Source organism: Microbacterium excoecariae (genome assembly GCF_011326725.1).
GTDB classification, from domain to species: domain Bacteria; phylum Actinomycetota; class Actinomycetes; order Actinomycetales; family Microbacteriaceae; genus Microbacterium; species Microbacterium excoecariae.
Window position 1 is genome coordinate 1,666,696 of sequence record NZ_JAANCO010000001.1, and the last position, 11,880, is coordinate 1,678,575.

An 11,880-nucleotide genomic window follows, 5' to 3' on the forward strand; every position below is an offset into this window, starting at 1 on the left:
GGTATAGTAGAGACATGACCACCACCAAGACCGTCGTCGTCGTCGGCGGCGTCGCGGGCGGCATGAGCTTTGCCGCGCGGGCCCGGCGCCTGGACGAGAACGCCCACATCATCGTGCTCGAGCGGGGAGAGGACGTGTCGTACGCGAACTGCGGCCTTCCCTACTACGTCGGCGGCGAGATCGCCGACCGCGGCGCCCTGATCGTGCAGACGCCGGAGAGCCTGCGTGCCGCGCTCGCGCTCGACGTGCGCCCCCGCCACGAGGTCGTCTCCCTCGACGTCGCGGCGCGATCTTTGACGGCCGAAGGGCCGGACGGCCGCGTCGAGCTGTCGTACGACGAGCTCGTCCTCGCCCCGGGTGCCCTCGCGGCCCGCCCGCCGATCCCCGGGCTCGACTCGCCGCGCGTGAGCACGCTGCGCACCGTTCCCGACGCCATCCGCCTCCGCGGCTGGGTCGAGGGCGGCGCCCGGCGCGCGGTCGTCCTGGGTGCCGGCTTCATCGGGGTCGAGGCGGCCGAGGCCCTGGCGCACGCCGGACTGGACGTCACGCTCGTCGAGCTGGCGGCGCACGTGCTTCCCCCGCTCGAATCCGAGCTCGCGGTGCGGGTGACGGACGAACTGGAGGCGCTCGGGATCCGTGTCGTCACGGGCGCCGGGGCGTCCGCCGTGCGCCACGGCGCCGAGGCGGATCAGGTCGAGCTCGCCACCGGCGAGCGCATCGACGCCGACCTCGTGGTCCTCTCGATCGGCGTGCGGCCCGACACGGGCTTCGCCGAGGAGGCGGGCGTCGCCGCCGAGCGCGGCGCGATCGTCGTCGACGAGCGGGGCCGCACGTCGGCCGCGCACGTCTGGGCCGTCGGAGACGCGACCCTCAGCGTCGACGCCGCCACGGGCGCGCGCCGTCCCGTCGCGCTGGCGGGGCCCGCCAACCGGGCCGGCCGCCTCGTGGCCGACAACATGCTGCGCCCCGAGAAGGCCCGCGCGATTCCCCAGCCCGTCGGCACCGCGATCGTCCGCGTGGGATCCCTGACTGCGGCGCTGACCGGCGCCAACCGCCAGGCGCTCGATACCGCGGGGATCGCCTACCGCACGCTGCACCTGCACCCCGCCCAGCACGCCGGCTACTTCCCCGGCGCCGAGCAGATCCATCTCCTCGTGCACATCGCGCGCGAGGGAGGCCGTCTCCTCGGGGCGCAGGCGGTGGGAACCGACGGCGTGGACAAGCGGATCGATGTGCTCGCCACCGCGCTGCGCGCGGGATTCGCGGCCGAGGACCTCATCGACCTCGACCTGGCCTACTCGCCGCCCTACGGCCAGGCGAAGGATGCCGTGAACCACACGGGCCTCGTCGCGCAGAACGTCGCCGACGGCACGCTCCGCCTCTGGTACGCCGACGAGGTCGACGAGGTGCTCGAGAGCGCGCTCGTGCTCGACGTTCGGCGCGCGGACGAGTGGGTCACGGGGCACCTCCCCGGGGCGCTGCACGTCCCCCACACCGAGCTGCGCGATCGCCTCGACGAGGTGCGCGCCCAGGCCGCGGGCCGGCCCGTCCGCGTGATGTGCGCCTCGGGCGTGCGCTCCGCGATCGCCCACCGCGTGCTGACCCAGGCCGGCTTCGACTCCGCGTCGCTGTCGGGCGGGTCGATCACGCTCCGCGACCACCTGCGCGCCGCGTCGCGCGAGCTGCTCACCAACGACGAAGGGATCCCCGCATGAGCACCACCGATTCCGAGGCGCGCCGCCGCATCGCGCTGCGCCTCAAGCGCGCCCGCGGCCAGCTCGACGCCGTGATCGCCGCCGTCGAAGAGGATCGGCCCTGCCGCGACGTCGTCACGCAGCTGTCGGCCGTGACGCACGCGCTCGACCGGGCGGGATTCGCCGTCGTGTCGACGGCCATGCGCGACTGCATGGTCGCGAATGAGGAGGGCACGGAACCGGAGCTGTCCGTCGACGAGCTCGAGAAGCTCTTCCTCACGCTGGCGTAAGAACCGGCTCCGCCTCCGAGGCGAGAATCCACAGCCGCTGGGTGGCGCGCGTCATGGCGACGTAGCGGTCCACCGCGCCGGCGATCCCCGTCCCCAGGCGGTCCGGGTCCACCAGCACGACCGCGTCGAACTCGAGGCCCTTCGCCTCGCGCGCCCGGATGACCCGGACGCGCGGGTGGCGGGGGGCCTCGTCGGCGCCGATGACGGCGAGCACGCCGGCCTCGTGGGCGTCCAGCCATTCACTCACGATGCGCCCGAGGTCGCTCCGCGCGCCGCGCGCCACGGGCTCGCCCGAGTCCCGCACGGAGCGCGGGACGTTCGCGTCGGGCAGCGCCTCGCGGATGGCACGCTCGGCGACGGACATGATCTCCGCCGGGGTGCGGTAGTTGATCGAGAGGCCGGTGGTGGCCATGCGGGTGATCCCCACGCGGCCGAGCCGGTCGTGCCACGACGAGGCGAACCCGTCCCTGGCCTGCGCGCGGTCGCCGACGATCGTGAAGCTCTTCGACGGGCAGCGGCGCACGAGCATCCGCCACTCGGCGTCGGTGAGCTCCTGCGCCTCGTCGACCACGACGTGCGCGAACGGGCCCGCGAGCGCGTCGTGGTCGACGGTGGGGATCGCGCCGTCGTCCACGAGGCGCTCCTGCATGTCGGCGGCGGCGAGCATGAGCGAGACGCCTTCGCCGTCCTCGTCCGCGTCCGAGAGGTAGTCCACGACCGTCTCGATGCGCTCGCGTTCCGCCATGAGCGCCGCGCGCTGGGCGCTGCGGCGCTGGGCGAGGCCGGGGTCGCCGATGAGCTCGCGCGCCGCGTCGAGCAGCGGCAGGTCTGCGTCGGTCCAGCCGGATCCGCGCGGGCGGCGGAGCGCGCCCCGCTCGGCGCGATCGAGCCAGGGGGCCGCGCCCGCGAGGAGGTCCTCGTCGGCCCAGAGCGCCTCGACGAGGGCGGGCGGATCCAGGACGGGCCACACGGCGTCGAACGCGGCGCGCAGCTGGGGGTGGCTCGACAGCTCCCGGCGGGCCAGGTGCGGCGGCATCTCGCCCACGCGCATCGCGAGCGACTCGAGCAGCTCCTCCCAGATCGCATCGCGGGCCTCGTTGTGCGGCGTGCCGTCCTCGCACGCCGAGATCGCCTGCTCCCAGTCCTCGGGCTCGATGTCGACATCGGCCCAGGAGGCCTGGATCACGACGTCCTCGTCGGGCGCGCGCTCGTAGCGCCGGACGACGTTCGCGATCGCCCGCTCGAGGTCGCCCGCGCCCTTCACGCGCCGCGCGACGTCGGACGCCTCCGGCACGGCGGACTCGCCCTCGGGGACGAGGCGCCGCATGGTCGCGATCCGCACGCTGTCCTCGCCGAGGCTGGGCAGGACGTCGTCGACGTAGGAGAGATACGACTCGCCGGGGCCGACGAACAGCACTCCCCCGCCGCCCGACGACGAGATGCGGGCGTCGGCGTAGAGCAGGTAGGCGGCGCGGTGGAGCGCGACGACGGTCTTGCCGGTGCCGGGGCCGCCGTCAACCACGAGCGCGTCGGCGGCCGGGGCGCGGATGATGGCGTCCTGGTCGGCCTGGATGGTCGCGAGCACGTCGCGCATCGCGGGACCCCGGGCCGCCGACAGGGCGCGGATGAAGGCGCTCTGGTCGTCGAGCGCCGGTCGCGCATCGCCGCCGTCCGGGGCGAAGACCTCGTCCCAGTAGTCCACGACGCGGCCGCCCGCCCAGCGGTACCGCCGGCGCGCCGCGAGCCCCATCGGCTGCGCGTGGGTCGCGCCGAAGAACGGCTCGGCCGCGGGCGCGCGCCAGTCGACGAGGAGGCGCCGCCCGTCCGGGTCCGTCAGGCCAATGCGGCCGATGTAGAGCGGATCCCCGCCCTCCGGTTCGATGCGCCCGAGGCAGAGGTCGCGCCCGTAGCGCTCGAGGACCCCGAGGCGCGCGGAGAGCTGATGGATCTCGATGTCGCGGTCCATGGCGCTCTGGCCATCGCGCCCGCCCGATCGGCGCGCGGCCGCCAGGCGGCGCTCGGCGTCCCGGCGCCGGCCCTCGAGCGCGCGGGCGATGCGCGCGAAGTGCTCCTCGTCGGGGCCGATGTCGGCGGCGCCCGTTTTGTGGGCGAGCTCGGCGGGCAGGTGGAACGAGGCGCCGGGGGAAGTCACGATCCCCCATTGTGCGCCATCGCCGGCCGGCGCGGCTGGCCGCGCGCTGAGCCGCGCGCGTCTCGGGCAGGATGGGGGGATGACCAACGCCGACCCGCGCGCCGCCCGCCGCGCCGACGAGGAGCTCGACGAGTTCCAGAGCGCCGAGCGCCACCCCGAGTACCGTGTGGACCTCGAGCGGATCCGCTTCTCCCCGTTCTTCTCCCGGCTGTCCGCCGTGACGCAGGTGATCTCGCAGACGGGCGCGGGGCTCGCGGTGCACAACCGCCTCACCCACTCGGTCAAGGTCGCGGCGGTCGCGCGCGCCATCGCGGTGCACCTGTCCACCGACCAGGGCGAGACGGGCCGCGCGGTCGCGGACCTCGGCGGCTGCCACCCCGTCGTCGTCCAGGCCGCCGCCAGCGCGCACGACCTCGGCCACCCGCCCTTCGGGCACCTCGGGGAGCAGACCCTCGACCGCATCGCGCGCGAGAAGTTCCGCCTCGCGGAGGGGTTCGAGGGCAACGCGCAGACCTTCCGGATCCTCACCCGCCTCGACGAGCACGATCAGCCGGGCGTCGGCCTGAACCTCACGGCGGCCGTGCGCGCGGCGGTCCTGAAGTACCCCTGGCTGCGCGGGCACGGCGGCGGGCGGCGCGGCGGGTCCCGGAAGTTCTCCGCCTACGTCACCGACGTCGACGACATGCGGGGCGCGCTCGCGGCGTACCCCCTGATCGAGGAGGGCCAGCAGACGATCGAGTGCTCGATCATGGACATTGCCGACGACATTGCCTATTCGCTGCACGACCTCGACGACTTCTACCGGGCCGGCCTCCTCAACCAGGCCACGATCTCCTCGGAGTTCCGGGCGTGGCGGCGCGACCTCACGGAGCTCCGCGCGCTCGACGCGCCCGCCCTCGCGATCGCGAATCGCTCCCCCGGCCACGCGCTGGAGCTGCTGTGGCGCCGGCTCGAGGCCAGGGATCCGTGGATCGCGGACCCCGACGCCTTCGAGCGCGCCGTCGCGAAGGTCACGGAGGAGGTCGTCGACGGGCTCCTCGCCGTGCCATTCGACGGCTCGCTCGCCTCGGAGCGCGCGCTCGCGGGGTTCACGTCGGAGTGGATCGCGCACCTCCAGGCGTCCGTCTTCGTCACGCGCGAGCCCGACGCACGCTCGGGCCACGTGAGCCTGGACCGGAGGGCGTGGCACGAGGTGGCGGTGCTGAAGTTCCTCCACGAGCGGTTCATCCTCGACCGCCCGGACCTCGCCGTGTATCAGCGGGGCCAGGCGAGCGTCCTCGAGCGGCTCGTGGACGGGTTCGCGGCGTGGATCGACGACGCGCACGACGTCCGGCGCGCGCCGCGGCGGCTGATCGACTTCGTCGACCTCGCGACGGAGGACTACCTGCGCGTCAAGCGCGAGAGCCCCGACCTCATCGACGTCACGAGCGAGGAGGAGATCCGCCGCCGGGCGACCGGGCGCGGCGTCATCGACTACGTCGCCTCGCTGACCGACGCGCAGGCCACGTCGCTCGACGGCCTCCTCGTCGGCCAGACGGAACGCCTCTGGGACGCCGGCCAGGGCCTCTGACCGGCGCCCCGCGCGCTTAGCGCCAGCCCAGCGCGGGCGCGACGTGCGTGAGGATCGACTCGATGACGTGCGCGTTGTAGTCGACGCCGAGCTGGTTGGGGACGGTCAGCAGCAGCGTGTCCGCCTCGGCGATGGCCTCGTCGTGGCGGAGCTGCTCGACGAGCGCGTCGGGCTCGTCGGCGTAGGAGCGGCCGAAGATCGCGCGGGTCTTCTCGTCGATGTGGCCGATCTGGTCCTCCGTGTCGCCGCCGAGGAAGTAGCGGCGGTCGGTGTCGTTCGTGATCGCGAAGATCGAGCGCGACACGGAGGTGCGCGGCGAGAAGCCGTGGTCGTGCGTCGCCCACTCCTCCGCGTAGGCGCGCAGCTGCTTCGCCTGCTGGACGTGGAACGGCTCGCCCGTCTCGTCGTTCTTGAGCGTCGAGCTCATGAGATTCATGCCCTGCTGCGCCGCCCAGCGCGCGGTGGCGTCGGATCCGGCGCCCCACCAGATGCGCTCGCGCAGGCCCTCGCTGTGCGGCTCGAGCCGCAGCATTCCCGGCGGGTTCGGGAACATGGGTCGAGGGTTCGGCTCCGCGAAGCCGCGGCCCTCGAGGAGCTGCAGGAAGAGCTCGGTCTTCTGGCGCGCCGCGGCCTCGCCCTGCGGGTCGTCCTCGGCCGCGCCGTAGCCGAAGTACTTCCAGCCGTCGATGACCTGCTCGGGTGAGCCCCGCGAGACGCCGAGCTGCAGGCGGCCGTCCGAGATGAGGTCGGCGGCGCCCGCGTCCTCGACCATGTACATCGGATTCTCGTACCGCATGTCGATGACGCCGGTGCCGAGCTCGATGCGGCTCGTCTTCGCGCCCGCCGCGGCGAGCAGCGGGAACGGCGAGGCGAGCTGGCGCGCGAAGTGGTGCACGCGGAAGTAGGCGCCGTCGGCGCCCAGATCCTCCGCCGCCTGCGCGAGGTCGATGGACTGGTGCAGCACGTCGCTCGCCGACCGCGTCCCCGACTGCGGGTGCGGCGTCCAGTGCCCGAAGGACAGGAACCCGATCTTCTTCATGCATCCATTCTGACGCATAAACTTCGGGCTGGGGTCACGCGGTCTCCGGGAGGTGCGGCGGCACGCGGAGCCAGTCGGGGATCTTCGCGCTGCGGCCGTCCCCCGACGACGTTCCCGTCAGGCGCCGGCGGATCCACGGCACGACGTGCGCGCGGTAGTAGTCGCGGTTGTCCAGATGCGCGCCCGCGCCCTCTGGCAGGGACCACCAAGCCGGCGGCGCCTGCTCCCCCACGGCTTCGAGAACGCGCGCCGCGACGCGGTGGTGCCCGCGGACGTTCATGTGGAGCCGGTCGGGCGACCAGTACGCCGGCTCGCGGAGGGAGGCGTCCGTCCAGTTGATCGCCCAGACGATGCCGGTGCGCCCGCGCAGGCGGGCGGTCACGGCGCGCGTCAGCTCGTCGCCGCGGCGCCGGATCACGCGCGACAGCGGCAGGCCGCCCGACGGATCCGCCCCGGCGAGCAGGATGGGCACGACCCCTTCGGCGGCGCACCGCGCCGCGACATGGACGAACGCGTCGACGACGCGATCGATCGAGCGGCCCGGGCGGAGCATGTCGTTGCCGCCGCCGTTGAACGACAGGTGCGTCGGGCGCAGGGCGAGCGCCGGCTCGAGCTGCTCGTCGACGACCGGCCACGCGAGCTTGCCGCGGATCGCGAGGTTCGCGTAGTCGATCGCCTCGCCCCGCGAGGTTGCCCACCCCTCGGCCGCGAGGTCGGCCCATCCCCGGGGCGTCCCGTCCGGGCGCTCGTCGCCGACGCCCTCCGTGAAGGAATCGCCGATCGCCACATATCGCACACTCGTCACGGATCCATCCTAGGAACCTCCCGCGGCGCGGGCGCGGGCGCGGCCTCGTCCGATAAGGGCCGCGACCACCGCCGGAGCGCCTGTGTGGTTGCGCTCGCTACGCGCGCCTCGGTTATCCGCGATGCAGTGATCGCGTGGGGTCGAGAGGTCAGGGTGAGGCCGAATCCTGCAGCGCTCCCCCGCCATAGCGTGCGATGCCCTGCACGATCGGGTCGGTGACGTCGCGGAGACCGTCTTCTGCCGCTGCTTCACCCGCGTGCGCACCGCTCTCGGCGAGACGCTGGATGAGCGCCTGCTTCGCAGCCGACCGATCGGCGCCAGCGGGCAATTCGAACGCGAGCACGTCGAAGTCGCGCTCGTCGTAGCGTGGGACGGTTGCTCGCACGCGGGCGAGACGAGGGTCCTCGCTCTCGACGTGCAAATATGCGCGAAGCTCGGGGTCAAAGCCTGCGCCGCCGATGTATGCGATGGCCCGCGTATCGACGTCGATCAACACGTAGAGCGAGGATCGGGTGGGTTGCACGTGACCGCGACGAACTGAGATGACGCGCGGAGCGCTCGGATCCATTCGGCAACTCTATGGCCTCGCCCCGCGCGGGGCGAGGCCGTGTTGCGGGCGCTCGCGGTGCTCGATAGCGTGCGTCGCGGCGAGCGTGATCCGCGCGCTCTATCTACTCGACGGGGAGGCTCTGGCCCGTGAAAAACCTCGTTCGCAGGAGCTGCGTCGTCGCTCTTGCCGCGCTTCTTACGCTCAGTGGATGCGCGTCGCGAGACTCGGAGGTTCCCTCGGGAGGCGTGATCCAGGTGGCCGTCGCAGAGACGTGCGAAGCGGGCGCTTCAGCCCGCTGCGTCGCCGTGAATGAGGAGCATGTCCTGGTGGCTGACGGTGCTTTCCGGGACGTCGAGGTGAAGGCGGTGAGCGAACCAGGCGACGAGCAGGAGAACACGCTCACGCTCGAGTTGACGCAGAACGGCGTCGCGGTGCTCGAGACGTCGACGATCACGGTCAGTGAGGCCGGCGAGGGCTCGCGCCTGCTGATGAAGGTCGGCGACGCCGTGATTTCCGCCGTGCGGGTCATGGAGCCTCTACACGGCGAGCAACTCATTATGCGCCTTCCCGACGGCCTCGATGCGAGCGCGATCGCGGACGAGATTCGTCGGCAGTGAGTCGCGGTGCGCCGAGGAGATGACCCACATCCTCGATCGGACGCGGCAATGTGGGTCACTCGCGAGGCACTCACGGGAGGCGGTCGCGAACGGAGTGAGCAGCGCGGCCTAGGAGCGCGGCACCGCCTCGTCGAGCGGCACGCCTCGCATATCGCCGACGGCCCACGCGGCGGCGGCGGCGATCGCGAACGCGATCGCGAACACCGTGAACACGAGCCCGGCGCCGGAGGCGGCGAGGGCCCAGGGGGTGAACAGCGGCGCGGCGATCGAGGCGATGCGCCCCACGCCCGCCGCCCAGCCCGCGCCCGTGGCGCGTACCGCGGTCGGATAGACCTCCGGGCTGATGGCATACAGCGCGCCCCACGCCCCGAGGTTGAAGAACGACAGCAGGCACCCGAACGTGAGGATCTGCCACACCTCGCCCGCGGCGCCGAAGGCCATCGCCGAGAGGGCGGATCCGACGAGGAAGACCGACAGCGTCGCCCGCCGGCCCCACACCTCGATGAGCCAGGCGGCGACCGCGTAGCCCGGTAGCTGCGCGAGGGTGATGATGAGCGTGTAGCCGAACGAGCGGACGAGGTCGAAGCCCTGCGCCACGAGGATTGAGGGGATCCAGATGAAGGCGCCGTAGTAGGCGAAGTTCACGCAGAACCAGACCACCCAGAGCGCGGCGGTCTTGCGGGCGAGCGCGCCGCGGAACAGCGTCCCCACGCCCGCGCGGGCGGGCCGGGCGGGCGCCTCCGGTGCCGCGCCATCCGCGGCGTCGGCCGAGTCGCCGAGGAAGCGGCGGGTGATGGCCTCGGCCTCGGCCGTCCGGCCGCGGGCCGCGAGCCACCGGGGCGACTCCGGCAGGCCCCACCGGACCACGAGCGCGTACGCCGCCGGGATCGCCCCGAGCGCGAAGGCCCAGCGCCACCCGTTCTCGAGCGGCACGACGAAGTAGCCGATCAGCGCCGAGGCCGTCCAGCCGACGGCCCAGAACGCCTCAAGAATGACCACGAGGCGGCCGCGGATCCGCGCGGGCGCAAACTCGCTCACGTACGTGGACGCGACGGGGAGCTCGGATCCGAGCCCCAGGCCGACGAGGAAGCGCAGCGCGATGAGCGCGCCGACGCCGCCGACGAGCGCGCTTGCGCCCGTCGCGAGGCCGTAGACGAGCAGCGTGACGGCGAAGACCTGCCGGCGCCCGAAGCGGTCCGCGAGGAGGCCGCCGAGGCTTGCGCCGATCGCCATCCCGATGAACCCCACCGACGTGATCCATCCGGCGGTGCCGGGCGCGAGGTCCCATTCGACGGCGAGCGCCGCGATGATGAACGAGATGAGCCCGACGTCCATGGCGTCGAGGGCCCAGCCGAGACCCGAACCCGTGAGGATGCGGCCGTGCGAACGGGAGAAGCGGGCGCCGTCGAGGCGCTGCGAAACGGAGGTCACCCCGACAGGTTAGTGTCGGGGTGACCCTTCACGCCAACCGCGGTCAGCCGACGAGCTCCGCGCGCAGCGTGTCGAGGCCGACGCCGCCGAGGTCGAGCGCCCGCTTGTGGAACGCCTTCATCGAGAAGCTCTCGCCCTCGCGCTCCCGGACCGCGTCGCGGATGTCCGTCCAGATGCGCTGACCGACCTTGTACGACGGTGCCTGCCCCGGCCAGCCGAGGTACCGGTTCAGCTCGAACGTGACGAACTGGTCGGCCATGTTCACGTTGCGGCGGAGGAACTCGAGCGCGTAGTCCGCGTCCCACTTCTGGTAGCTGTCGGGGCGCCGCTTGCCGAGGTGCACGCCGATGTCGAGGACGACGCGGGCCGCGCGCATGCGCTGCCCGTCGAGCATGCCGAGGCGCGCGGCGGGGTCGTCGAGGTAGCCGAGCTCCTCCATGAGGCGCTCGGCGTAGAGGGCCCACCCCTCGGCGTGACCGGAGGTCCCCGCGAGGAGGCGCCGCCAGCTGTTGAGCTCGGCGCGGTTGTACACGGCCTGCCCGATCTGCAGGTGATGGCCGGGCACGCCCTCGTGGTACACCGTGGTCAGCTCGCGCCAGGTGTCGAACGCGCGCACGCCGTCCGGGACGGACCACCACATCCGGCCGGGGCGGGAGAAGTCGTCGCTCGGGGCCGTGTAGTAGATCTCCCCCGACGTCGTCGGCGCGATCATGCACTCGACGCGGCGCACGGGCTCCGGGATGTCGAAGTGCGTCTCGCCGAGCTCGGCCACCGCGCGGTCCGCGGTCTCCTGCATCCACGCGCGCAGGGCCTCCTGCCCGATGAGCTTCCGCGTCATGTCGCGTTCGAGGTGCGCGACGGCGTCCTCGACGCTCGCGCCCGGCAGGATCTCGCGCGCGAGCGCCTCCTGCTCGGCGCGCACGCGCGCGAGCTCCTCGAGCCCCCACGCGTAGGTCTCGTCCAGGTCGACGTCGGCGCCGAGGAAGCGGCGGGAGTGGATCCCATACAGCTCGCGCCCCACCGCGTCCTCCTCCGCGGCGCGCGGCGCCAGGACGCCGTCGAGGAAGCGCGCGAGGCGGCCGTACGCCGAACGCGCGGCGTCGGCGCCGTCGGACAGCGCGGCATCGAGGGTGCGGGGAAGCGGATCCCCCTGCGCGCTCGCGCCCGCCACCAGCTGGTCGAAGAACCCGTCGGGGAAGGCGTAGCTCCGCGCCTGCTCGGCGACCTCGCGCACCTGGCGTACCGCCGGCACGACGCCCTCGTGGATCCCCTCGCGGAGCGTGGCGATGTAGCCGTCGATCGCGTCGGGGACGGCGGCGAGGCGGGTGGCGAAGTGCTCCCAGTCCTCGGCGGTGTCGGTGGGCATGAGGTCGAACGCCTGGCGAATGTCCTGCGAGGGGCTCTCGAGCACGTTCAGGTCGCGCAGGTGCCACCGGGACTCGTGCAGCTCGAGGTCGAGGCGCAGCTCACGCGACAGGTCGGCCTGCGTGACGCGGTCGGTCGCGTCGGCGGGCTCGAGCGCCTCGAGACGCGTGAGCGTCGCGCGGGTCGCGGAGGCGAGCGCCTCGTGGCCATCGGGGCCGTAGTCGCCGAAGCGGTCGTTCGCCTCCGTGCGGCCGATGTACGTCCCGAGCGTGGGACGCAGGTCGACGAGGGTGTCGACCCACTCCTCGGCCAGGGTATCGATCAGTGTCTGGGGTCGTCGATTGTCATCCATGGGTCCCCCCAGGCT

The 11,880-nt window shown here is 73.1% G+C and carries 10 protein-coding genes; 4 read left to right on the top strand and 6 right to left on the bottom strand.

The features are described from left to right. The first annotated feature begins 14 nt into the window (after window positions 1-14). Together G8E01_RS07760 and G8E01_RS07765 are read left to right on the top strand one after the other, a co-directional pair. Window positions 15-1,715: an FAD-dependent oxidoreductase gene (locus G8E01_RS07760; protein WP_166318121.1), complete on the top strand. Its 1,701-nt coding sequence runs from the start codon at window positions 15-17 to the stop codon at window positions 1,713-1,715. Further along, on the top strand, window positions 1,712-1,984 hold the full coding sequence (locus tag G8E01_RS07765) for a metal-sensitive transcriptional regulator (protein WP_166318124.1): 273 nt from the start codon (window positions 1,712-1,714) through the stop codon (window positions 1,982-1,984). The genes G8E01_RS07760 and G8E01_RS07765 overlap by 4 nt, the downstream gene beginning before the upstream one ends. On the opposite strand, the gene helR is transcribed toward G8E01_RS07765, so the two are convergent. Continuing rightward, a complete protein-coding gene (gene helR, locus G8E01_RS07770) occupies window positions 1,971-4,136 on the bottom strand; it encodes an RNA polymerase recycling motor ATPase HelR (RefSeq protein WP_338100767.1) in 2,166 nt (721 codons plus the stop codon). The genes G8E01_RS07765 and helR overlap by 14 nt on opposite strands. Window positions 4,137-4,215: 79 nt before the next feature. Here helR and G8E01_RS07775 point away from each other — a divergent pair, with 79 nt between their 5' ends. Beyond that, window positions 4,216-5,706 (top strand): deoxyguanosinetriphosphate triphosphohydrolase family protein, encoded by a 1,491-nt coding sequence (locus G8E01_RS07775; RefSeq protein ID WP_155048673.1) that lies wholly within the window; start codon window positions 4,216-4,218, stop codon window positions 5,704-5,706. A gap of 16 nt (window positions 5,707-5,722) precedes the next feature. Here the strand turns inward: G8E01_RS07775 and G8E01_RS07780 are convergent, their stop codons facing one another. From G8E01_RS07780 to G8E01_RS07790, 3 genes are all read right to left on the bottom strand, one after another. After that, window positions 5,723-6,745, bottom strand: a complete 1,023-nt coding sequence (locus tag G8E01_RS07780; protein ID WP_166318127.1) for an LLM class flavin-dependent oxidoreductase — start codon at window positions 6,743-6,745, stop codon at window positions 5,723-5,725. Window positions 6,746-6,779: 34 nt separating this feature from the next. Beyond that, window positions 6,780-7,550: a GDSL-type esterase/lipase family protein gene (locus G8E01_RS07785; protein ID WP_166318130.1), complete on the bottom strand. Its 771-nt coding sequence runs from the start codon at window positions 7,548-7,550 to the stop codon at window positions 6,780-6,782. A 148-nt stretch (window positions 7,551-7,698) separates the two neighbouring features. After that, the gene (locus G8E01_RS07790; protein WP_166318133.1) at window positions 7,699-8,118 is read right to left on the bottom strand and encodes a hypothetical protein; all 420 of its coding nucleotides are present in this window, start codon (window positions 8,116-8,118) and stop codon (window positions 7,699-7,701) included. 308 nt (window positions 8,119-8,426) lie between these two features. Between G8E01_RS07790 and G8E01_RS07795 the strand changes: the two genes are divergently transcribed. After that, entirely contained in the window at window positions 8,427-8,717 is a 291-nt protein-coding gene (locus tag G8E01_RS07795; RefSeq protein ID WP_205827248.1) for a hypothetical protein, read from the top strand. A gap of 108 nt (window positions 8,718-8,825) precedes the next feature. Here G8E01_RS07795 and G8E01_RS07800 read toward each other — a convergent pair whose 3' ends face one another. Continuing rightward, the gene (locus tag G8E01_RS07800) at window positions 8,826-10,148 is read right to left on the bottom strand and encodes an MFS transporter (protein ID WP_166318139.1); all 1,323 of its coding nucleotides are present in this window, start codon (window positions 10,146-10,148) and stop codon (window positions 8,826-8,828) included. A gap of 43 nt (window positions 10,149-10,191) precedes the next feature. Continuing rightward, window positions 10,192-11,865, bottom strand: a complete 1,674-nt coding sequence (locus G8E01_RS07805) for a DUF885 domain-containing protein (RefSeq protein WP_166318142.1) — start codon at window positions 11,863-11,865, stop codon at window positions 10,192-10,194. Window positions 11,866-11,880 lie beyond the last annotated feature (15 nt).